This window comes from Arthrobacter sp. R4 (assembly GCF_051365025.1).
Classification (GTDB): Bacteria; Actinomycetota; Actinomycetes; order Actinomycetales; family Micrococcaceae; genus Arthrobacter.
Map to the genome: position 1 here is coordinate 124,157 of NZ_JBLWIJ010000007.1, position 22,808 is coordinate 146,964.

The following is a 22,808-nucleotide window of genomic DNA, read 5'->3' on the forward strand; positions in this document are numbered from 1 at the left end:
GGTTTTGTCCAGGTACGGCGGGTTGGCGGCCCCGGAAGTCCCGGTAGCTGATCAAAACTCCGATGGACAGGGGTCAGCGCAGGCTGGCCGCCGGAGCTCCCAGGATGCTGTCCAGCAATCCGTTGCGGAACTTGCCTTCGGGATCGTGCCGGGCTGCCAGGGCGCGGAAATCGGCGAACTTCGGGTACAGCGCTTCCCAGTCGTGGCCGGCTGGCGTAAACAGCTTTCCCCAGTGCGGCCGGGCCCCGAACGGGCGGAGGAGTTCCTCCAACTCGGGAAGGACAGCCTCCACCTCGGACTGCAGCGGCTTCCACGTGAAGTGCAGGGCCACGCTCTGCTGCCGGTAGAACGGGCTGAGCCAGAACTCGTCCGCGGCCCCGGTGCGGATTTCGGAGACGAACAGCAGCGGCGCCAGCTTGGCCGCGAGGCTGCGGATGGCCTGGATGGCGGCCGGTCCGTGCTCCAGGGGCAGGATGTATTCGCTTTGGAGTTCCTCGCCGTTGCTGGGCGTGAATTCGTGGCGGAAATGCGGCAACCGGTCCAGCCATGGGCCGGGTTCGTCCAGCTGCACCGTGCAGTTTTCGCCGGACATTCCGGGCAGGGGGTGCCGGGCTTCCACGGCCGGGGTGGCGCCGAAGAGTTCGGTCAGGACCGGCTGGGAGTGGAGGGCCTTGAGCCACACCTGGCTGATGGCGTCGCCGGCGTAATCGGTGAAGAGGCTGACGCTGTAGGCGCTGGAGACCAAGGCCGGGAAGTCTGCCAGGGCCCGGTCCCACGGCAGGTTTTCCAGGACCCGCTGCCGCATCTGAAAGCTCGGCCGCACGGACAGTTCCAGGCCGGTGACGATGCCCAGGGCACCGAGGCCCACCACGCTGCCCAGGAACTCGTCCCCGTCCTCGCGGGACAGGGACACCTGCTCGCCGGAGGCGCGGACCAGGTCGATGCGTTCGACGCCGCCGGCCAGGGAGGGGTTCTCTACGCCCGAGCCGTGCGTCCCGGTCTGGATGGCGCCGGCCACCGAGATATGTGGCAGGGAGGCGAGGTTGTGGATCGCGACGCCGGACTTTTCCAGCGTGCGGCACAGGGCTCCGTAGCTGATACCGCCGCTGACCCGGACGGTCTGCCGCTCCGAGTCCAGCTCGATTTCCTGCGGCAGGGCGTCCAGGAGGACGTGCACGCCGTCGGTATCGCCTACGCGGTTGAACGAGTGCCGCGATCCGAGTGCTTTTACCCGGCTGGCGCCGGCCACCACCTCGGCGAGCCCGGCCACTGAGGCCGGTCGTTGGACGTCAGCGGAGGAGTATTCGAGGTTTCCTGCCCAGTTCTTCATTGGATCGCTTTCCGGTGGATGGTATGGCTTCCACGCTACTTTGCTCACGAAAGTTGTCAAGGATTTCGTAAAGTTTCTCAGAATCTGGCCAGCGCGGAGTGCTGGTGCTTCAGTTTATATCGTTGTAAATTGGCCCGATGACACTCGCGCAGACACCTCCGATGGGCTGGAACAGCTGGGACTGCTACGGCACCACCGTGACGGAAGAGGAGGTCGTGGCGAACGCTGCCTTCATGGCCGAGCATCTTCTGCCGTACGGCTGGGACACCGTGGTGGTGGACATCCAGTGGTATGAATCTGCGGCCCGTGCCGGCGGCTACAACGACGGAGCCGCGCTGGAGTTGGACGGCTTCGGCCGCCAGTTGCCCGCCGTCAACCGGTTCCCGTCTGCGGCGGGCGGCCGGGGCTTTGAGCCGCTCGCGGAGCGCATTCACGGGATGGGCTTGAAGTTCGGGCTGCACATCATGCGTGGCATCCCCCGCCAAGCCGTCCGGGACAGGCTGCCCGTTGAAGGCACCAATGCCACGGCGGACCAGATCGCAGACACGTCCTCCACGTGCGAGTGGAACACCGATAATTTTGGCCTCAACCATGATCATCCCGGAGCGCAGGCCTACTACGACTCCCAGCTGCGGCTGTTCGCCGAATGGGGCGTTGACTTCGTCAAGGCCGACGACATGCTGGGGCCGTACTTCGCCGCGGAGATCGCCGCCTACCAGCGCGCCATTTCACGCTGCGGCCGGGACATGCTGCTCAGCCTGTCACCTGGCCGGGCGCTGTCCCTGGCCCACCTGGAGCATCTTCGCGGCAACGCCCAGATGTGGCGGGTGTCCGATGACCTGTGGGATGTCTGGGAGGACGTCGAAGCGCAGTTCGCGCGGATGGCCCGCTGGGCGCCGCACCAGCGCGCAGGTGCGTGGGCGGATGCCGACATGCTGCCTGTGGGACGGATCGCCCTGCGGGCCGAACGCGGCACGGCACGGCTCAGCCGCCTGACCATGGATGAGCAGCGGACTATGTTGACGCTCTGGTGCGTATCGCGTTCGCCGCTGATGCTTGGCTGCGACCTGCCGTCGTCGCCGCCCGAAACGCTGGCCCTCCTGACCAATACCGATCTGCTCGACGTCCTCAACGCGAGCCGCAACAACCGTGAGTTGCTCCGCGACGGTGACCTGGTGCTTTGGGCAGCGGAAAGCACGACGTCGGAGGACCGGTTTGTCGCGGTGTTCAACACCGGGACGGCGGACCTGGTCCGGATGATTCCCGTGGGCGACCTGGGCGTGGGTGCCTTGTCCGGAGGCCGGGCACGTGAAGCATGGAGCGGGGACGAGGCCGCCCTTGGCTTTCAGGGCGGCCTGCCCGCTCTTGAGGTGAAGCTGCCCGCCCACGGTGCGCAGCTGTACCGCTTCCCCGGTTAGTCCTGCTGCCAGTGCGGCGGCGCAGACAGTCCCCGCGGAAGCAGGGTGGTTCTGCTGCCCCGGGCCGAATTGAGCTGGGGTTGGGTGAGGAAAAGCGCAGCGCTGAGGTCGGCGCCGTCGAGCCTTGCATCCCGGAGATCCGCGCCCAGCAGGTCCACGCCGGCCAGGTCGCTTGTGCGAAGGTCTGCTGCTATCAGGCACGCTCCCCGAAGGTCCGCGCCACACAGCTTCCGGGTTCGCAGGTTCGCTCCCGCCAGGTCGGCCCCGGGTTTCAGGGCGGAGTCCAACTGGTCCGTACCGCCGGCGAAGTAGCCAGCGCGGACTTCCTCGCTGACCTCCACGAGCATTGTCCTGACGGCTGAATGGAGGCCCTCGAGGTCACACGCGAGCAGCGCCGCCAGCGGACCGCGGGCCAGGTCCGCGATGGCCGTCCGGAGCCCATGCGCCGCCCCGGCCGTGTCGGCGTCGAACGTTCTTTCCTGTGCTTCGGCCAGGTGCCAGAGCATTTCGTGCAACTGCCGCACGACCCTAAACGCCGCGAACATGTCTGGCCGCGAGTCCGGGGCGTCGCGCCAACTGATGCCCGCGAACAGCTGTTGGGACACCGCTTGGCCAGCCCCAAAGCAGTCAAAAACCGTGCAGCCACGGAATCCCCGCGGCCGCAGCCGGTCATGGATGGTGCAGGAAAAATCCTGGTCCAGGTTCGGGCAGGGGGTGGCGGCGGGCTTGTCGATGGCGAAATCCGCGGACCGCGCAAAGCCGAAGGCGGTGCAGCACAGCGCGAAGCAGTTGCTGCAGTCCGGGCGGAGGCTGTCCCGTTCCGGGGCGGGGATGTTGGACGGGCGTTGTGAAGTGATGTTCATGGGTTCTCCCAAAGTTGGTTCCGGTGTGTGCGGGGAGAAGGGGAACTCGTGATGAGTTCCCCTTGCGGGCGCGCGGAATCAGCACTCCTGGACGGGAAGGCCGCGGGAGTTGCGGGAAGCTGCGGGAACTCTGGGTCACAGAGACATATGAAGAATCACTGCGGTCCAGACTACTCCAGTGACGCCGGGCCGCCCACTTCCTCGGCAGCTTGGCCAGTGTCCTGGTCGGGAGAAAAATCTCGGGAAAATCGTTGACAATCGACAGGCCGAAGATTTAGATTCATTGTGAATCAAAAACATTCAGCTCGGTCTACGGTGCCGCTGGCTGCCACGACCGAGGCCCTCTCCTGACGCCCCAATGAAGGGACCTATCATGGCTTCAAACACCTTCCGGCCGAAGTACATCTCCTTTGATGTCTACGGCACCCTCATCAACTTCGACATTGATCCCACCACCCGCCGCCTGCTTGATGGCCGCATCTCTGAAGAGCAGTGGCCAACCTTCAAGAAGCAGTTCCGTGGATACCGGTTCGACGAGGTCCTTGGCGATTACAAGCCTTACGAGGCGATCCTTCAGGATTCCTTTGACCGCGTGTGCAAGCGCTGGGGCATTGGGCCGACCCCTGGTGCCGGTGCGGAATTCGCAGAAGCAGTACGCGGCTGGGTTGCGCACGAGGACGTGCCGGCTCCGCTGAAGCTCATGGGCGATAACTACCAGCTGGTGGCGCTGTCCAACGCGGACACCAGCTTCCTGGACATCAGCATTCCCAAGCTCGGGGCCGACTTCCACGCCGTGTTCACCGCCGAGCAGGCCCAGGCCTACAAGCCGCGCTACCAGGCCTTCGAATACATGCTGGACACCCTCAATGCCAAGCCGGAGGACTTCCTGCACGTCGCCTCACACACGCGGTATGACATGCACCCGATGCACGACATGGGCTTCCGGAACCTCGTTGTGCTGGACCGTGGTTATGACCCCATCACCGTGGGCTATGACTACACAACTGTTAAGTCCCTGGACGAGATCAACAGGAAGCTCGGTCTCTGAACCGGTCCAGCCTGTCCGACTCCGTCACCGGGTTCGAAGCCGGGCGTGTGCCGCCCACGGCCGTCCCGCCGTGGGCGGGGACACCCGCCTGTTCCGTCCTGACCCGCTGCGGCGCACTCTCTATCGGCACTGCCGCCGGGCACGAGATCCTCAGCTGTGAAGGCCTTCTGGATTTTTCCTTCGACTATTGAAAGCGTGAGATGAATCCTTCTGTTGATCCCAGCGCACTTCACACCGGCCTCGCCGGGGCAAACGGGGCGGGCGTCAATAGCGACTCTGCTTTTATTGCTGCCGTCGCATCGGAGAGTGGACTCCTTGCAGGGCAGTCCCAGCTCGCTGACTCGACTGTCTTGGAGCTCCTTGAACAGTCCTACGGTCTGAAGGGGACGCTTGCCCGGATTCCCACCGAGAAGGACGAGACTTTCCGGCTCCGGGATCGCGAAGAAACGTATCTGGTGAAGGTGTCACCATCGGATGAGGATCCGGTGATTGTCCAGCTGCAGACGGCGTGCATGGAGTATTTGGAGCTGACCGTCCCTGAACTTCCAGTCCAACGCCTTGTTAGGAGCCTTGGCGGGGAGCCGCAAGTCCTCCTCCCGCCATCAGGAGGACCTCTTAATCGGGTACTTCGGGTGATGCGCTTCATGCCCGGAGACTTGCTGGCCAGTCAGGAGGCGTCGGCCGGGCAGCTGCAGTTGGTGGGCTCAAGCCTTGCTCGTCTGGGCCTTGCCTTGCGGGACTTCGATCATCCGCGTGCCGACCGTTTGCTCCTCTGGGACCTCAAGCACTTTCACCGGATGCGGCCGCTGCTTGCCTATGTCGAGGAGAAGCAGAAACGCTCCCTTGCTGAAGGAATTTTCGATCAGTTCGACGAGACAGTGGTCCCGCGGCTGGGTTCCCTGACTTCCCAGGTTGTGCACGGGGATTTCAGCCCGTTCAACGTCCTTATCGACCCGGACAGGCCGGACTACGTGAGCGGGATCATCGACTTCGGAGACGTCGTGCGCACGCCGGTGATCTTCGACCTCAGCGTCATGATGGCCAACCTGCTGGGAGCAGACCCGGGCAGCCCTTGGGAGCACGCACTGCATGTCATGGATGGTTATCTGAGGATCCGTCCGCTGCCCGTTCGGGAGTTGGAGGCCCTGATCATCTCAGCGCAGGCCCGCCTCCTCCTGCGGGCCCTGATTACGCAGTGGCGGGCGAGTCAATTGCCTCAACGGCGCGATTATCTGCTCTCCCACTCCAAGCAGGACTGGGACCGGCTGGCCGCCACCGCCGCTGTGCCGCCACCACAACTGCCCTTCGCACCCTGAACCAGATTCACCAGCTTTCCAGGAGAGAATCATGAACACTAGTCCCCAAACCATCCGTAAGCCTTCCAAGGCCATGGTCAATGGCTTTGATCCCGGCCGCCTTGGTGAGCTACCGGATCAGATGCAGAAGAACATCCGACGCCGGGACCAGAGCCTCGGACCTGGGTACCGGCTTTTCTATGACACCCCGCTGGAGGTCGTTCGCGGCAAGGGCGTGACGTTGTTTGACCGGGACGGGAGTGAGTACCTCGACGTTTACAACAACGTCCCCTCCGTGGGCCACGCCCACCCGCGGGTTATCGCCGCGGTCCACGAACAGATGCAGACGCTGAACACCAACACCCGCTACGTCCAGGAATCCATCCTTGATTACTCCGAACAGCTCCTGTCCACGTTCCCGGCCGAGCTGGGCCATGTCATGTTCACCTGCACCGGGTCCGAAGCCAACGATCTCGCTATGCGGGTGGCCAAATACGCCACCGGCAACCAGGGCATTATCGTCACCTCCGGCGCGTACCACGGCCTGACCGCCGAAGTAGCGTCATTCTCGCCCTCCTTGGGTGTCGGCGTGCCCTTGGGCGCGAATGTGCGGGTCATTGATGCCCCGGACGCCCTGCGCTACTCATCGGACCAGGGGTCTCTGGAGGATCACCTGAGGAACCAGGTGCGTGCCGCCATCGCCGACCTTCACCGGCACGGCATCGGACTGGCGGCCTTTATTGCCGACAGCATTTTCTCCTCCGACGGTATCTTCGCCGGCCCGGCAGGCTTCCTCCGTCCCATCATCGAAGAAGTTCACGCCGCCGGCGGCCTGTACGTCGCCGATGAAGTCCAGCCCGGCTTCGGCCGCACCGGCGAGGAATGGTGGGGCTTCCAACGCCACGGAATCGTCCCGGACATCGTGACCATCGGCAAACCCATGGGCAACGGCATCCCCGTGGCGGCAGCAATCTTCAAGCCCGAACTACTACAGGAGTTCGGCAAGAACATCCGCTACTTCAACACCTTTGGCGGGAATTCCGTAGCCATCGCGGCCGCTCAAGCCGTCCTGGACGTTATCCGAGAGGAATCACTCATAGAAAACGCCCTCAAAGTGGGCGGAAAGATCCTCACAGGACTGAAGGACCTCGCACAGGGCCTGGACCAGGTCGCAGAAGTCCGCGGAAGCGGCTTCTTTATCGGCGTTGATCTCGTCACAGACCGGTCCACCCTCTCACCTGATGGGGAGGCCGCCGCCGGCATCGTAAATGCCCTCCGGCAGGACCGGATCCTCATCTCGGCCTGTGGTGCCCAGGGCAACGTCCTGAAACTCCGTCCGCCCATGCCCTTCTCCAGCAACGACGCCGACCGCCTGCTCGAAGGAATGGGCCGCGCCTTCAAAACACTGCGCTAATACCAAGAGGCCCCGGGGAAGCCTTGCTAAGCATGCTCACTCATTCTGCCGATTACATCAGCGGAAACCACGAAGGGAAGCACCGTGAAGACCATGAACAAGATCCAGACGGCTGCCGCGGGGCTTGCTGTCGTGCTGGCGATGAGCGCCTGTGGCGGTGCGGCTACGGGAACGTCGGAGACGGAAGTTCGGAAGACCCAGAACACTCGTGACGTTTCTGAGGGTGTCCAGCCGGATGCGGCTGCGGTGGCGCTGCTGCCGGAGGCCTACAAGGCCAAGGGTGAACTGACTGTGGCGATGGATCTGAGCTCTCCGCCGATGACGTTCCTGGCGGAGGACAACACCACCCCGATTGGCGTGAACCCGGACCTCGCCCGCCTGGTGGCCAAAAAGCTGGGGCTGAAGCTGAAGTTTGAGAACACGGCGTTCGACACGATCGTTCCCGGTATCGACGGCGGCCGGTACGACTTCACCGCCACCACGATGTCCGCCACCGAAGAGCGGCTGAAGGTCATGGACATGATCAACTACCTCAAGGGCGGCTCGGCCGTGGCGGTAGCCAAGGACAACCCGCTCAAGCTGACCAACGACTCGCTCTGTGGCAAGAACATCGCGGTGACCAAGGGCTCCACCCAGCAGTTGAAGCACCTGCCGAACGTCTCGAAGTGGACCTGTGAGGAAAAGGGCCAGCCGGCCATCAACGCCATCACACTGCCCAACGTCCAGGAGGCCCTGACGCAGCTGGACTCCAAGCGCGTCGACGGGGTCTTCTACGATGCCAGTGCCCTGGCCTGGGCCAACGATCAGCAGCCCAACCATTTCACCATTCTGGAGCCGAGGATGGACACCCGAACGAACACCAACGTCGCCATGGGTGTGAAGAAGGGATCACCGTTGACACCGGCCCTGCAGAAGGCCATCCAGTCCGTCCTGGAAACCCCGGAATACAAGGAGTCCCTGGAGTACTGGGGCCTGGGCGAGTCAGCCATCACTGAAGCCGCGATCCGCTAGCGGTGTTTCGCCCTCAACCTCATTAAGGTTGGCCTATGAGTAGCACTCCCACGGCACGCGACTACAACAAGGCTTCGGTCCTGGACGCGGTCCTTTCCGAGGCCCCTTTGACGCGCAACAGGCTGATCGAGGTGACGCGTCTGAGCCAGCCGACGGTGTCCCGGAAGGTGGATGAGCTTCTTGTTGACGGATTCGTAGTCGAGCAGGGAGTCGATGCGGTTGTGCGCCGCGGTCGGCGCTCGACGTATCTGGATGTACCCGGCACGGCGGGGCACATTGTCGGGATCTCTTTCGGGGCGCGAACCACTTGCGTCCTAGTGACGGACCTGAGAGGTCGCGAGGTTAGGCACGTCGTTGTTCCCAGCCTCGAGGGCGCCGATGTTGGAACCATTGCCGAGTGGCTGGTGGGCGTGATTGAGGAGACCCGTGATTCCGCAGAGGGGCCACTGCGCCAGGTCGTCGCCGCGCTGCCCGGTCGTGTCCCTAGTGGCCCTAACTGGTCCGTGACACCGGAATCAAGGAAGACTTTCCTGGATTCTCTTGAAGACCGGTTGAAGGCTCCCCTGATGCTTGAGAGCGATGCCAATGCATCGCTCCGAGGGATCCTCAAGGACGATCCGAGCATAGGGAATGCTGCTTTGTTCATGCTTAGTACGGTGCTGAGCTTCGCCAGTTGTACTGATCAGGAGATCGTCCAAGGGCGGACCCCTGCCTTCGGCGATCTTGGTGGTGTTCTCTTCTCGGGGGTTGGGAACGAGACGCTCGATGGGCTACTCAGCACGAGGGGTCTCCTCCGATTCGCCCAGGGCCGGGGACTGGGCCTGGAGGGCATCGAAGCACTCTGGGCCCAACGGCAGGAAGCGGCGTCCCACGCGGAAGTGGTGGACGCGTTTACGACGGCGATCGTCACCGCTGTCGGTGCCGTTGCGGTGACGCTGGACCCCGAGTCCGTGTATTTTGTGGGTCGCTTGAGCCCGCTCGTGGACATGGTTCTTCCCGAGGTGCGGAGGCGGCTGGCGCAAAGCCTTCCCGTCGTTCCGGAGATCAGGGTCGTGACGCAAGTGGTCGGACTATCAGTGGCCAGGGGAGCGGCGTATGCCGGACTGGCTCTGGCCCACTCCCGGCTCCGGGAATCGATGCTTGAGGCCCGTCTCGAGGGGCAAAGGAGTAGCTAACAACTTTCCACAGCAACTCTGTCCGTCCTGTCTACTGCGAGTCGGCCGTCGACCGGACGGATGCCGGTCCGGGCCCCTTCACTGCCGTTGCCGCAGATCACCAGGCCGAATTCTTCCGCGGAGCCGGGAACAAGCGTGGCCTCAATGAGCTGCACTGCGGCGCCGCCCCCCAACCGGGTGGAGGCCTTCGACGTCGAGCCCTGTGTAAGCAACCGTGCGGGCAGTTGTTCATCCAGCCGATCGTGAGGAGTCGACCGCAAGGAGTCATGGACTGCCCGATACGAACGTACCTCGTCGGGGTAGATACGCCGTGTGATCCGAGACGATCCTGGTTCAGAACACAGGTGGCTCGGATCGTCACCCGAGGGACATCCGGGGACTCCCTGCAAACATCCTCGAAACGAGGACCCTAGACCGGGGTGGGTTCGAGCACGTCGCACGCCAGGCCGGCACTGGAGCGACCTTTGAGGGAAGGTCACCGACTGATGCATTAGCGGTTTTGCCCACTTACTCACGGTCCAGTTAGGGGCGGTAGATAGGGCATCCCCGAGCAGCTCGCAGTCGACTTGCGTTCCGTGCCGAAGATGCCGGACCGTTTAGCGGTGGCCAGGCCATCAGACACCTGCGCTCCGAAAGGGGCAGGTCAAATACGACCGTTTCTTTATAGCCGCAATCCCGGACGTTCGAGAAGCTTTCGGGCGGCAGTCAGTCCGGCATACGATGACTCGGTGCTCTTGTCCCGCGACATTTTCAAGTACTGGGTAGTTGACCGGTCTCAGCGTAAAATCACGATCCTATGCCAAGATGGCCGAGAACTGACAGAAGAACTACCAGAAGACTCGGACATCCTCGGATCCCAGATCGATGTAACCATCTTCGACTGGGAAAGATGGTGGATCACCAGCCAAACCAATCGTGGCCATCTCATCGTTGCGGAGGTATATAGCCCGAGTACTGAAGACCCGCTGCACGGACGCCCCTCGGTTTACTTGGATCAAAATCACTGGAGCACGCTCGCCCAGGCAATTTTCGATCGATCGCAAATCAAGCATCCGGCAGAGCGGGACGCCGCCGATGAGCTCATTCACCTCGCCCAGGACGGTGGCGTCGTTTTGCCAATGTCGTCTGGGAACGTCCGCGAAACCGCAAACCTGTACGGCGATCATAGGTACAAGGTAGGCGCTTCACTTGCTTCCCTATCTGGAGGCTGGCAGCTTCGCCACCCTCTCGCTGTCTGGAGGGCTGAACTCATGCGAGTTCTGGCCCAGCGGCACGGAGTTGAGGTACCTACTGCCGCCACCTTGCCGGTCGTGACTCTTGAACCACATGCGCTTCTCGATGATGACGTGCAGGCACACGCTATGGAGCCAGACGATCCCCAGCTCTTCATTCTTGCGATGTCGAATCCGAGCGTACTTTTGGAATTGCTCGTTGAACCAGGCAAGGCAGAACGGATCGATCCTCATGCTTGGGTTACATCCAATCAAGAGTTCGCAGAGCACTTGGCCAGCGGCCCCTATACGAAACCTCAGAAGGAACAAGCAGCCTATGCGCGTGCGTGGACGGAAAACGGAAGCCTTGTCTCTGCAGCTTTGAGAGAGCTGGGGCTTGCCGTGGAGGAAAATGCGATGAAGCCCAAGGAGATTCAGAAACTCTTTGCTCACATGCCGGCCCTGGGGGCCTTCACGAAACTCATGGTGATGAGGCAGATCAATGTGTCGCATAAGTGGAGACCGAATGATCTTACGGATCTGATATTTCTTTCATGCGCAGCCGGTTACGTCGATTATGTAGCCGCGGAGAAACACACTGGGACACAGCTGAGGCAGCTGAAGCGAAGCATGCCGCATGGGACAGACACGTCAAATGTTCACACTTCACTCGGATCCTTAGTCGAGAAAATACGCAGTGACGGAGTTACGACTGAGAGTGAGAGACCGGACGAAAAGCAAGCCGCGCGGCACGCCACCGGTTCCTGAGACTTCACACGGCAAAAACGAGCTGGTCAAAACCTACAGTGGAGGCTTTTTGACGTGTCCGGCAATGTAATCGGGTATGCGAGAGTATCCACCCGTGGCCAGTCATTGGATTCGCAAGTCGACGCACTTGTCGCAGCAGGAGCCGTTCGCGTGTTTCAGGAATACGCCTCCGGTGCCACCCAAGCAAGGACACGATGGAAAGAATGCCTAGACTACCTGCAGCCAGGAAATGTCCTAACGGTTACTGATCTGACCAGGCTCGGCCGCAGTACTGCTGATTTGGCTGACATAGTGACGGTACTGGGACAGCGAGAGATAGGCTTTCGTTCCTTGGCCGAACCGTGGCTGGATACTACGAGTGCGCACGGCAAGCTGATCTTTGACATGTTCGCTTCCCTTGCCGAGTACGAACGGTCGCGGTTGTCGGAACGGACAAAGGCCGGCCTGGCTGCGGCGAAAGCCCGCGGCCGGCTCGGAGGCCGCCCACGAACGATGACCCCGTCCAAAACAGAGGCCGGCCGACAGTTGCGCAACCAGGGAAAGACCTTGAAGGAAACAGCCCAGATCCTCAGCGTCAGCGTCTCTTCACTGACCCGGGCCCTAAGCAGGGCTGACGCAGTCCCAGAAGCCGTGTCCGAATTCGCGTAGCGCGCCACTATTTTTGGGGAGTCAGATAATGCAAAACGGTCCAAATCTGATCCTCGGAGGAGTGTCCCACTCCTGACTGTTCCGGCTCCAAGGAACTGGGACAGTCTTCTTGCTTGGCTATAGACCAGGGAAGGACGGTTGTGACGGTTTATCCGGAGCGGGGAGGATGATATCCAGCATCTCCATCGTTAGCTTGCCTCGTTCATGTGCTTCAAGAGGTGACTGCTGCTTTAGCAGCGGATGCGGTGTTACCCACCATCGAGCCGTTGACCAGGCGGCCGCCACTTCATCTTGCCCGGCCGCCTCCGCAACCAGGTAGTTTCTGCGGTTTGCCTCCGCGACCGGCCTGGCGACTGAGTTCGTATCCCGATCAACTTGAAACGTTGGGTATTCGTATGCGGTATAGAGCGGAAGACCGAGGAGAAGCCGCTTTTTTCTAAAGTATCTAACTCGATCTGCACGGCGAGAGGGCTTCAGGTCTGCGCCTAGGAGCAGACCCATTCCGCTAGCGGGGTTCGTTTCGAAGGAGTACAGCAGTTCCTTACGGTCCAATGTCTCCATGTCGTGTGGTGCATAGTCGTGCTGCCATATCTCGAAATGCGCCCAACCAGCGGGAAAGCCCATAGCCGCATGGGATTGACCTGTCGAGGCCAGCCCTTCGTTGATGTAGTCGATGACATCGTTACGCCATGTGGTTTCAGGATGCGTTCGGTCGAGGAGGTAGGCCAAGACGGCCAGGGTTCCGTATATGCGGGTTCGGGTCCCTTCCTCGTCAAGATGCATGAGTTCAGGAATCCCGGAGGGTACTGCCAGCGTGGTTGTGATGTTCTTGTTCCACAGCCGTGCGTGGTGGGCACAGGTGTTGCGGATGTATCTGATGTGGTTTAGCCAGTTGGCCAGTGTGGCAAAGTCTCCGGCTGGAACGGAGTTATGTACGTCAAACGCTGCGGCAATGCGCTCCTTGTCTGCCCGGGCCATGCCCGAGTACAGCGAGGCTAAAGTCCCGAAAGACAGGATTTCCGTGACAGCCCAGGTTGGCAGCGGGCCGCCATACTTGGTCTTAAAGTGCTGAACGAATCCTTCTTGGGAGCGGGCTTCCTCTCTGTCCACCTCTCTAAGCCAATCTGCATGGTTGCTGTCCAGCCAATTGGAGTATTTGAGGTTGTGGTTCGTCGCGCCAAAGCCCGTGAACTCGGAATGTAGAGCTTCGGGATCTCTATGGGCAAAAGGATGGCTTTGGCCAAGTAGATGTCCCACCCGGAACCTCAGGGCCACTTCAAACATCTCGATGGCGTCAAAGAGCCGCATCCTTAGACCGCGGTCGAACTCGTAGATCTTCTGGACTTTCGTCAGAGACGTTCCTGGCACGAAGGTGGACAGCCGCCGTTCCGTCGGGGGAGCGGCGTGTGCTTCGTCCTGCGATTGGTTTTGAGGCTGTCCGGGCCAAACTCCCTGCGGGTCCGGCGTACGAAACAGGTAGGAGTAACCCGAGAGCCGGTAGTAGCCGACATTTCGGAGTATCGTCATGGCCTCGAAGTCGTTGTCGATCTCCATGCCCCGGGACCGGAGCAGCCTGATTTGGTCAGGAACCGTGAGAAAAGTCTTCGAGTAGTCCGTTGGCATGGACCAATCCAAGCGGCTTACTTCGGAAAAAGAAAACTGGCCGCCTCTCCTTGTGCGGAGAATGGCGACCAGTCGTGTTGTGTCCATTCTGCCATAAACTGTGCCCGTTTGTTTCATCCCTTCAAACAAACTTCGGATGGTGGCTGGGCAGACACAGCCGGCCTTCCCATGTGCATGAATCTAGGCGTCGCACGACGGCTGAGACAGGTGCTTGCCGTCACTCAGCGAATCGTTCTTTGCAGCTTCGTCGATGGTGTCAATCCGAGAACGCCTCAGAAGTGGCGCTGGGCCACGGCCTTCACCTCATCGCGTAATAGAGGGAGAGCATGGCCTAGCTGGTCTTCAGCCTTAAAAAGGCCCTGCTGAAGAGGTTTCCACGCAGCGCCCTGCTCGGAGAATTCTTGTATGACATCGTCTACCGGGCCGCTGGTCCAATAGCGCGTTTTCCAGGTGTAACGGCCATACCAAGGGCCGTAGGCATACCGGTTAACGGCAAGTGCGTCTTCTTGGGAAGTTTTCGCCTTAAGCGCGAGAAGAACTTCTGTCCGGTCGAAGAGTTCATCGAAGTCCTGCTCATCAGGAGTCAACGTTGCAAGCAGCGGCTTCAGTGCCTTGAAGAGATAGTCCGACACTGGCGTGAGCCTCTTCGAGTATCTCTGGAGATTTTCCATCGAGACAGTCTGGCCCTCTGCACGAAGGGTAATCAGGGTAGGCAGCCAACCGTCGGAAGACTGGAACACGGAACCCGTATGGAGACGCTCTATCATGGGCTGCTTCTCATTTAGCCGTCTGCACGGCGTCATGAGAAGCTCATTCAGCCCGTAGTAGTTCTCCCGCGCTGCTGCCGCCAATGCGAAGGCATAAGTCAGGTGAAGGGGAATGAACTCTTGAAGTTCGATGAGCCGGCTACTTCCGCTGTCCTGCCGTGTGTTCACCACCAGACCAAGGGCCCTGCTCCAGAGCGAACCATGCTTAGGCTCACCCCATGCACCTCCAATAACAAAGATTTCGGCAAGGGGCTTCAGGAGCTCTTGATACGAGTCCAACCGCTTTCCGACAAACTCGAACCCTTCCTGGGCTGACTTCGGAGTTGTAAAGCTCATTGAGAATCCGTCCTCTTTAAGCCTGTCACGGATATTGCCAGCAACCCCCATGACCAAATCGTCTAGCTCGATCTCTAAACTCGGCTCTCGCAATAATTGCTTGACGGTATGACGTGGAGCTACGCCCTTTTTCGCAGAAGCACTTGAGGAGTGTTGTTCGGGAACCGCCTCACCCCCTACTAGCTTTGCTACCGCAGTTGTCAGCCTGATGAGGTTACTGTCGCGCCTGGCGCCGAAGAGGTCGGTTCGGTGGATGGAGTCCAGTGTCCTGTCAGCCCCGAGGGAATATTCGGGTAATGCGATATCGTCAAAGCGCACAGGGAATAACCACTGCCTATTTGGTGGCAGCTTACGGAATTGGTCTATGGCCAAGAGCAGTTCTTCATACTGGTAGGAGCTGTCACGGCCAGCACTTGCGGCTGAGAAGCATGCAATGAAGGCCAGACTGCCGTTCGTGATGGCATTTCGGATTTCCGTTGCCCAGTCACTACCGGGAAAGAGGTCGTTTTTGTCGCGCCATACTTTGACGCCAGCGGCCTCCAGTGCGTCCTCCAGTCGATCGGCCCGTTCTTCATCTTCGTGAACATACGAAATGAACGCGTGCTTTGTTTGCAATCGGTGCCCCCAGTCCTTAAGCCTTATTGTCTTCAATTAAAGCCGATATTCGGCAGGAGTTTGACCGTTCAGGCGTCGTCAATCCGGACGCGGCGTTTAGGATTCGATGAGAAGCCTGTCGATCACGATCATGCCCCCAATGGCTCTCCGGAGGATGGTTGCAGCTGAACGTTCAGATCTGCTTTTGCACTTCCAATCACTTCTCCCCTCGGGCGCTTTGCTCAGTCCAGGTCGTCGGTGTTGGGTCAGTACGATCACTTCATGAGAGTTGACATGGCTGAGGCCCGGGGAAAAGCAACGATTCGTCCGTGGCGAGTAGGTGTATTGATCGACACGGGATCCCGAACTGAAGTCCGTGAGGCAATTGCGAACCTCAGCTCCGTTTGGGGCGGCCGCTCCATGCCAATCTTTGACAAAGACACTCCAGTCCAAAGGTTGGAGGCGCTCGGAGAAATGTATGACGTCGATTCGCTTTATGCGGATACGACAGATGGCGAGCTCGATGAGTTCCTGCGGAAACCTGGATGGGCTTGGCGAGGCAGAGGTACATGGGGTCCATTCGGCGCACTTGAGGAGGAGGGTTTCCGGATGGGACTGCTTCCCTTAGCAGAAGTCCTGCTTCTGTCCAGCGAGGTCGTCCAGCCTCTGTGGTCGATGGAAGACCCTAATGACTTAGTGCTCGCAGCCTTGTGGGGGCTGGCGGACAAAATTGGCGTCCGTCATACAAGCCTGCCGTTACCGGAATTCTTGTCGCAAAAGAATCTGGAGGCGTCACGGCGCGGAGTGCTAGGTGAATCCATGGTGCACACCGATGCTGCTAATCACACCCATCATCGGGGAATAGGGGACGGAGTGTTCATCTTGAGACCTGATGTCACAAATGACGTTGTGAGCTTCTGGAACGCGCGAGCGTTCGGCAGCAACGTGATTGGCGTTCCCGCTGATGCAGAACCAGATCTGGTCGAATTCTTGCTGTCTCAGCCACTTCCCAGCCAGACGTGGACCAACGCTGGTGGAGCCCAAGAACAGCAAGTCCTCAACATCGTTGGGGCGTGTAATGCATCCGACCGTGTCATGAAGACCATCCGGGGCATCGCTTGTGCCAATGGGATGGCGGTGCAGGACGGAACCGGTGACCCGGAGATCTTGGAATCCTTTGTTTTTGAGGGATTGAATACCGACTTCACCAAATCTCTCAGAGTGGATTTTCGACCAGAGGCCCACGGCGTTGATATTGACCTTCCCCGGTTGCCATTGGTGGGAAGCTCCGCCCGTTCATTGAGGCGTGGCATCGTAGCAGTTGAAGTGCATCTCAGTGAGGCTCGGGGTCAAGACCCTCGGTTTACCTCCCAGATCCCCCCGTACCGACGACATGCGGCCTTGCTGGAAGCACATCACTACGCTCATGGCGTTGAGCATGTTCGACCGCGATATGGTGCAGTAGTGTTCGGCCTGGACGCCAACTCCGAGGCGGTGCGCTTTCCCTTTGTCTACAGCCAAGACGCCCTCCGACTACTGTTCGACAGCGCAACAGCCAAGGTCATCCAGTCTGATGTCGGCAAGTTCCAAACCAGAGCCGCGGAAAGATTCGGTGGACCATACAGCGGAACATTTAATCAGAGCGGGGTCAGAGCAGCCGTTGCATTGGCCGCCGGAAAGGCAGCTGGTGTATCACTGCCACAACTCCGCCAGGCTGTGGAAAAGAACAGGGGAAGCTGGCCGCATCCACTCATGGATCGTGAAACGACTCCGCGGGAGTACGCGAATAGGGCAGTCAATAATTTGTTCCACAGCGGGCTATTTGTCCCAACTCTCAGAGTTCATTGCAGCCATTGTCGAGTCGAAAGCTATGCCTCCGTGGAAGTGCTGGGCCCATCAATGAACTGTGAATTTTGCGGGCAGACGTACAACCTGGCTCTTTCTCACAGCCTTACCAGGCCGGACTGGCGATACAGACTGGCTGCACACCTCCGGGCTGACCAGATCGAGGCCCTACTTCCGGCACTTGCGACCACTTCTCTACTCCGCCAACTGCAGCACGACCAGGGTTCGCCGCCCTTGGTACTCGGTTTTCAGATCACCATCGATGGGCGAACTATTGAGGCGGATGTTGCTACTTACCTCGGTGACCTCGAGTGGCTTGCCGTCCTAGGAGAGGTCAAGACGGCAAACCGAATCGATGAGAAGGACATCGCGAACCTTGAATTCCTCGCTAGCAGGCTTCGGGACAAAAGGGTCAGGTGTTTGCCCCTTTTCGCAACGTTGAAGTCCGAGCTGTCACCCGAAGAGAGGAATGGCTTGCGCGGGCTGGTCGAACGATCGGAGTTAATCACAATGTCGCGTGGGCAAAGCGGGCCGAGTCTTCCGCTCGTATTGACGGGCTCTGACCTTTCGCGCAACTGGTGGGATGACGACCACCCCTGGCGATGGGAGAAGAGAAACCACAACGGCATTTTTGACACCGCGCTGATTTCTTGCGAACGAAACCTAGGACTCCTTCGCCATCGGTATAACGACGATCCCGCAGGTCCTCAGTTCCTCTTTGAATGGGCGGACTAAGCTGTGAAGGCTGTCGAATCGCTGCACTTGGGCGCGCTGCTGCTTTGGCTGCATCGCACGTTGCGCCTTCGGCTTCAAAGTAGCTGAGCTCTCCGTCGCCGGCCTCTACGATGACGGTTACTTTCACTCCCATATTTTTGGGCAACTGCCCTGGCCAGGGTGCTTTCCAGCGCTAACAGCAGCGCTGCCTGGTCTTGTTCCTGGCGCTGGTCCACGGGACGTATTCCATCCAGCACGTGGCAGGGGGTCATCATCCAGACGGCGAAGTAGTTGTGAGGGATCCGCAGTTGCATCGCACGCTGGAACAGGGCCGCGATCACAGAGTTCACTGACATGTCCGGCTGAAACTGGAATCCAGGGCAAAAGGTGCCTTCGCCGATGAAAACGCGGACGAGCTGCTGCATCACCGGCTCCGGATCCTCGGTCAGCTCAGTCAACCGGCGTCGGACCTGCTCCAAGGCGGGCAGGGTGAACTCGGCCCGGAGGTCAGCCCAGACCTGGTCGCTGACCGGCCGGCCGATGATCGGCGTCGGCATCAGGCGCCATCGTTGATGGATTCAAGCACCCGCATTATGAAGGTGACCAGCAGCGTGAGTGCCGCGGTCGGGAGCCAGGCGCTGAGCGCCAACTGCTCAAGGATGCGTGTGACAAGTTGCGATAACGAGTTCGACGCCGTGGACAGCGCCACGGACGCGGCGTTCCCTGGCTGGCCGGCAGTCACAGGCCAATCCCCCCGCGCGGAGCCGCCGGAGCGGCGCATTGCATGAGGTACGGAGTGTGTCGTTGTAACGCCACCATCGTCCGGCTCGGCCTTACGCTGGGTTGCGAGATCGACCGAGGCTTACCCGCACGGCCCGGACCTCCGAAGAGGCCGTTATTGCGCCGGCCACGCCGGACAGCGCGCGCCCGGCCAAGGATCCTTCACGGGACACTCCCCGCATTCTGCCTATTCGGCAGCTACGAGCTCGATCTCGACGCCTTCTGAGTTGAAGAGGTAAGCGGCATAGTGATCAGGGCCGCCAACGTACGGATACTTTTCCTGCCTGTTACAGGATGGAATTTGTTCCGGGCCGGGGGGTTCTCTCGAGTTACTTCAGCGTCGCGGACCAGTTCCCGTCGGCGGTGACCTGGTACAGGCCAGGAGCCCAGACCACTGTGCCCGTGTAGGCCCCGATCTCGTTTATGAGCAGGTCCGGGCGGGTGCCGAAGGTATGTACTGCAATGTTGGACGAGCCATCGTGGGTGAACGTCACTGCCTTGGTCGCACCTTTGTAGTAGAAGACATCATCTCCGGCACCCGTAATTGGCACTGAGCCGTCGAAGGACCTGACACTTGTCAGGGGGACAAGCTTGATCGTCCATGATCCGCCTGCGGTGATTTTCAGGGCCGTCGTCTGGCCCCGGCTCCGGGCGTCAAACAGGACAGCGCCGCTGTAGTTGCCAATTGTGTTCACCAGCAGGTCCGTGGTGTCCAATGTGGCGTCCAAGGTGTGGACGGCGAAGTTGCTTCCTCCGGTGTGCTGAATGATGGCGGCCTGGGCGCCGGTGTCGTGCTTGGTGATCGTAACGACATCATCCCCGAAACCCGCGTACTCCTTGGGGGCTGCTGCCGCTTCCGCGGCTGCCTTCGCCGCTGCTTCCTCCGCTGCCTTCCTGGCTGCGACATCCGCTTCTGCCTTCTCCACGGCGGCCCTAGCGGCCTTGTTTCCTTGGTAAGAGGAGTACTGCGTCGAGCATTTCTCCAGGACTTTGCTCTCTGCCATCTTGTAAGCCTCCCGATCAAAACCAGATTGGTCGCTCTCGCCCAAGTCCTTGAGAGGCTTCGCCAGGTCAAGGACCAGTGGCTTCATCGCTTCGTTTGCGGTATTGGCCACGAACTCCAGGTCTCCGGCGCTGATTTTGGCCAGGGTGCGTTGGGACTTATCAATCTCAGTTGGCAAATTAGCCACGAAGGTTGAGGCCGTGATCAGGCGGCTATCGTCATCCTTGGCGAACAGCTGATTGCAGGTCTGGTTTGTGTCGAAGACCCCCACCTTGATGGTCGATGTCGCTATCGCGCTCGGCGATGATTCAGCGCTAGATCCTCCGCCGCAGCCGGTTAGTCCAAGAGCTGCTGCGACAGCTGCAGCAGGAAGGAGCTTGTTCAATTTTTCCCCATTTGTTTGATGAAATTATCCGAATCGTACGCGATGACGCGGCCTGTGACTTGCAGGGGCGCTTCATAATCCGTGGGGAAGGTTAGTGAGACATGCGGTGTAGTTCGCTGTTGCCGGCTACGACCCCATCGCGGTCAGGGGCCACATGGTCAGTTTCCTTAGCGGGAGTTGGACCGCATGAACTTGATGAGGATTACGATGAGCCACAGGCCACCGGTGAGGAGTGTCAGAATTACGTCGAGCAGCAGGCTGCCGAATCCGTAGGTCTTCTTACGTGCCATCTGTTTCTCCTTGAATTCTCTAGGGCTTCTCCGCCCTGCGCCTTCCTGACTGTAGCAAGCCACAGATCGCCTCAGCGTTTGTACACGGTGGGCTTGACCCGCCATTGCCTGGATTTCGGAGGCTGTGGTGACGCCGATGGCTCTTGAGGCCCGGTGCAGGGCACCTTGGAACCACGCGACACCCTGGGCTCTCGCCTGCCCGTAAGCCGGTCGTCGAGCGTTCAGCCGGGCATGGATTCCTCCCTCAGCTCCGTTGCCGGCCCTTGATAGGTACGTTTACCCCGAACGATGAAATGCCCCGTGAAGGTGCCCTAACCGCTACGCCTACGACTGCCTCGAAACCCTTGGGAAAACGAGACGTCTCAACGAGTGAACAGCCGTTTCACCTCCACAGTCACAGATTTGCGGCGGAATTCTGGAAGTGGCGGTGGCAAGGGCAATTCTCGTATCTATGTCTTGCAACCTTCAGGAAAAAATCGAGTACCCATCGTTAGTTTTGAGACACGTGAGCGCGCGTAAGCCAGAGCGAATTGGTGTGGCAGCAACTTGATCGGCGGCAGGACGGACGGGCTCCGATTGACAGAGTGCAGTGAAGGTATCCGTCCCATTTGGGTTCTGCATAAATCACGCCTGGCAGTGCGCCGGGTGACGGGAATGTCTTGACGAGTTTCGCCAGGGCAACAGCAACCGGGGGCTGCAGAGCCGGCGCGATGGACTCGCTCATGGCCCCAGCCTAAAGGACGGGTCGTTCATACCTCTCGGGGCCGTCTTGGGTACCCTCGGCGGTGCACTTCTGGGTGCGCCTTATCGTTTCCGCCATGGCCCGCACGGACTCCGTAGACAAGGCGGACCTGGACGCGCCAGTCCAGTATTCGACGCCGACCAGGTTGCCGCTGCCAACTACGGCCGCGCTCCTGGTGTTCCACCAAACTTTCATTTCGTTAGTGCATCCCCGGGCTGTCAAGCGGCTTTGACCAGGGGGAGTTCGTCCCAGTGGGTGGTGTAGCGCGGGGAGCGCATGCCGCGTTTCATGCTCCAGTCGGGTCCGCCGCGGATGCCCGCGTGGCCCAGTCCGATGGAGCCGCGTCCGTAGCGGCGGACGATGTCTTCAAGGAGGGGTCCGATGTTGCGCTCTTCGTGCGGGTTCTCGAAGATTTCCAGGGGTTTCTGGTTTCCGGTGGGCCTAAGGTCCGTCACCATGATCCCGGCGCGGGCGTACTTCACGCCCTCGTGGATGGCGGGTAGCAGGGCGTGCGCGGCCTTGGTCAGGATCACCGGATCCGCGGTGGGCATGGGCAGCGGTACGCAGACCGACGGAAAGGAGGTGTCCTTCGCGTTGAAGTGGGAGGTGCCGGCGAAGGCTGTGAGGACCTTGGCCTGGAGGTGGTGTTTGGCCAGCCGGGCGCTGGCCTGCTGGCCGTACACGCTGAGGACCTGGCGCAGGCCAGCGGCTGTGGTGATCGGGGTGGAGAACGAGCGCGAAAAGATGAGCTGGTCCCGGCCCACGCGCTCCTCCTCCATGGGAATGCAGGGGGTGCCTTGCAATTCCAGGACGGTCCGCATCAGCACTACCGAGAATTTGTCGCGGATCCGCACGGGGTCCGCCCGGCTGAGATCGACGATCGAGTGGATACCCATCGCGTTCAGCCGTTTGGTCAGGCGGCTGGCAACGCCCCAGAGTTCGACGACGGAAAGGCCCGCCATGAGTGCCTCCCGCCGACCTGCCGGCACCGAATCCCAGCGGCAGACGCCGTCGAACGCGGGATTGTGCTTGGCCCATTTGTTGGCGAGCTTGGCGAGTGTCTTGGTTCGGGCGATACCAACACAGACGGGGACCCCCACGTTCCTCGCTGCGGCGGCCTTCATGTCCCGTCCCAGCTGGAGGAGTGCCGCGGGAGAGCCTTTGACGCCGAGGAAGGCCTCGTCGATGCTGTAAACCTCCAGCCACGCAGAGTATCGGCCCAGGAGTTCCATCACGCGGGCGCTGATGTCGCCGTACAGCTCGTAGTTGCTGGACCTGGCAATCAGCCCCCATTCTTTCGCCCGCGGGGCGATCTTGAACCACGGCTCCCCAACGCCGATGCCCAGGGCCTTGGCTTCAGGGGAGCGGGTGACGGCGCAGCCGTCGTTGTTGGACAGCACCACCAGCGGTTTGCCTTCAAGGGAAGGGTCAAAGGCGCGCTCTGCGCTCGCATAGAAGCAGTTCACATCCACGAGGGCGATTTCCTGCATCTGCCGCATCAGCGCCGGTTTAGACATGGGACCGGCCGCCGTTCTGGGTAGAGTTTCG

Annotated in this window: 18 protein-coding genes; 9 read left to right on the forward strand and 9 right to left on the reverse strand. The window is 60.5% G+C overall.

Going from position 1 to position 22,808, the window contains the following annotated elements; all coding sequences use genetic code 11:
* Positions 1–73: 73 nt before the first annotated feature.
* Positions 74–1,330 carry a D-arabinono-1,4-lactone oxidase gene (locus ACLKOZ_RS03650; protein WP_436472869.1) on the reverse strand — a complete coding sequence of 419 codons (1,257 nt, stop codon included), beginning with the start codon at positions 1,328–1,330 and terminating at the stop codon, positions 74–76.
* Positions 1,331–1,467: 137 nt separating this feature from the next.
* Here ACLKOZ_RS03650 and ACLKOZ_RS03655 point away from each other — a divergent pair, with 137 nt between their 5' ends.
* A complete protein-coding gene (locus ACLKOZ_RS03655; RefSeq protein ID WP_436472870.1) occupies positions 1,468–2,748 on the forward strand; it encodes a glycoside hydrolase family 27 protein in 1,281 nt (426 codons plus the stop codon).
* On the opposite strand, the gene ACLKOZ_RS03660 is transcribed toward ACLKOZ_RS03655, so the two are convergent.
* Positions 2,745–3,611, reverse strand: a complete 867-nt coding sequence (locus ACLKOZ_RS03660; RefSeq protein ID WP_436472872.1) for a pentapeptide repeat-containing protein — start codon at positions 3,609–3,611, stop codon at positions 2,745–2,747. The two genes, ACLKOZ_RS03655 and ACLKOZ_RS03660, sit on opposite strands and share 4 nt — an antisense overlap.
* Positions 3,612–3,984: 373 nt before the next feature.
* Between ACLKOZ_RS03660 and ACLKOZ_RS03665 the strand changes: the two genes are divergently transcribed.
* From ACLKOZ_RS03665 to ACLKOZ_RS03695, 7 genes are all read left to right on the forward strand, one after another.
* The gene (locus ACLKOZ_RS03665) at positions 3,985–4,659 is read left to right on the forward strand and encodes a haloacid dehalogenase type II (RefSeq protein WP_436472874.1); all 675 of its coding nucleotides are present in this window, start codon (positions 3,985–3,987) and stop codon (positions 4,657–4,659) included.
* Positions 4,660–4,859: 200 nt separating this feature from the next.
* Complete coding sequence (locus tag ACLKOZ_RS03670; protein ID WP_436472876.1) at positions 4,860–5,975, forward strand: phosphotransferase; 1,116 nt, start codon at positions 4,860–4,862, stop codon at positions 5,973–5,975.
* A 31-nt stretch (positions 5,976–6,006) separates the two neighbouring features.
* Positions 6,007–7,368, forward strand: a complete 1,362-nt coding sequence (locus ACLKOZ_RS03675) for an aspartate aminotransferase family protein (RefSeq protein ID WP_436472878.1) — start codon at positions 6,007–6,009, stop codon at positions 7,366–7,368.
* A 93-nt stretch (positions 7,369–7,461) separates the two neighbouring features.
* Positions 7,462–8,379: an ABC transporter substrate-binding protein gene (locus ACLKOZ_RS03680; RefSeq protein ID WP_436472959.1), complete on the forward strand. Its 918-nt coding sequence runs from the start codon at positions 7,462–7,464 to the stop codon at positions 8,377–8,379.
* A 35-nt stretch (positions 8,380–8,414) separates the two neighbouring features.
* Positions 8,415–9,554, forward strand: a complete 1,140-nt coding sequence (locus ACLKOZ_RS03685) for an ROK family transcriptional regulator (protein WP_436472880.1) — start codon at positions 8,415–8,417, stop codon at positions 9,552–9,554.
* 728 nt (positions 9,555–10,282) lie between these two features.
* Complete coding sequence (locus ACLKOZ_RS03690; protein WP_436472882.1) at positions 10,283–11,533, forward strand: hypothetical protein; 1,251 nt, start codon at positions 10,283–10,285, stop codon at positions 11,531–11,533.
* 54 nt (positions 11,534–11,587) lie between these two features.
* Positions 11,588–12,181 (forward strand): recombinase family protein, encoded by a 594-nt coding sequence (locus ACLKOZ_RS03695; protein ID WP_436472884.1) that lies wholly within the window; start codon positions 11,588–11,590, stop codon positions 12,179–12,181.
* Between the two features lie 117 nt (positions 12,182–12,298).
* On the opposite strand, the gene ACLKOZ_RS03700 is transcribed toward ACLKOZ_RS03695, so the two are convergent.
* Together ACLKOZ_RS03700 and ACLKOZ_RS03705 are read right to left on the reverse strand one after the other, a co-directional pair.
* Entirely contained in the window at positions 12,299–13,804 is a 1,506-nt protein-coding gene (locus ACLKOZ_RS03700; protein ID WP_436472886.1) for an Abi family protein, read from the reverse strand.
* A 272-nt stretch (positions 13,805–14,076) separates the two neighbouring features.
* Positions 14,077–15,522: a toll/interleukin-1 receptor domain-containing protein gene (locus ACLKOZ_RS03705; protein ID WP_436472888.1), complete on the reverse strand. Its 1,446-nt coding sequence runs from the start codon at positions 15,520–15,522 to the stop codon at positions 14,077–14,079.
* Between the two features lie 261 nt (positions 15,523–15,783).
* Here ACLKOZ_RS03705 and ACLKOZ_RS03710 point away from each other — a divergent pair, with 261 nt between their 5' ends.
* Entirely contained in the window at positions 15,784–18,081 is a 2,298-nt protein-coding gene (locus ACLKOZ_RS03710; RefSeq protein ID WP_436472890.1) for a hypothetical protein, read from the forward strand.
* Positions 18,082–18,155: 74 nt separating this feature from the next.
* Here ACLKOZ_RS03710 and ACLKOZ_RS03715 read toward each other — a convergent pair whose 3' ends face one another.
* From ACLKOZ_RS03715 to ACLKOZ_RS03735, 5 genes are all read right to left on the reverse strand, one after another.
* Positions 18,156–18,617 carry a hypothetical protein gene (locus tag ACLKOZ_RS03715; protein WP_436472892.1) on the reverse strand — a complete coding sequence of 154 codons (462 nt, stop codon included), beginning with the start codon at positions 18,615–18,617 and terminating at the stop codon, positions 18,156–18,158.
* Positions 18,617–18,802 carry a hypothetical protein gene (locus ACLKOZ_RS03720; RefSeq protein WP_436472894.1) on the reverse strand — a complete coding sequence of 62 codons (186 nt, stop codon included), beginning with the start codon at positions 18,800–18,802 and terminating at the stop codon, positions 18,617–18,619. Before ACLKOZ_RS03720 ends, ACLKOZ_RS03715 begins: the two co-directional genes overlap by 1 nt.
* A gap of 367 nt (positions 18,803–19,169) precedes the next feature.
* Entirely contained in the window at positions 19,170–20,228 is a 1,059-nt protein-coding gene (locus tag ACLKOZ_RS03725) for a hypothetical protein (protein ID WP_436472896.1), read from the reverse strand.
* 167 nt (positions 20,229–20,395) lie between these two features.
* Positions 20,396–20,518 carry a hypothetical protein gene (locus ACLKOZ_RS03730; RefSeq protein WP_436472898.1) on the reverse strand — a complete coding sequence of 41 codons (123 nt, stop codon included), beginning with the start codon at positions 20,516–20,518 and terminating at the stop codon, positions 20,396–20,398.
* Positions 20,519–21,478: 960 nt separating this feature from the next.
* Entirely contained in the window at positions 21,479–22,777 is a 1,299-nt protein-coding gene (locus tag ACLKOZ_RS03735; RefSeq protein WP_436472900.1) for a Y-family DNA polymerase, read from the reverse strand.
* Positions 22,778–22,808 lie beyond the last annotated feature (31 nt).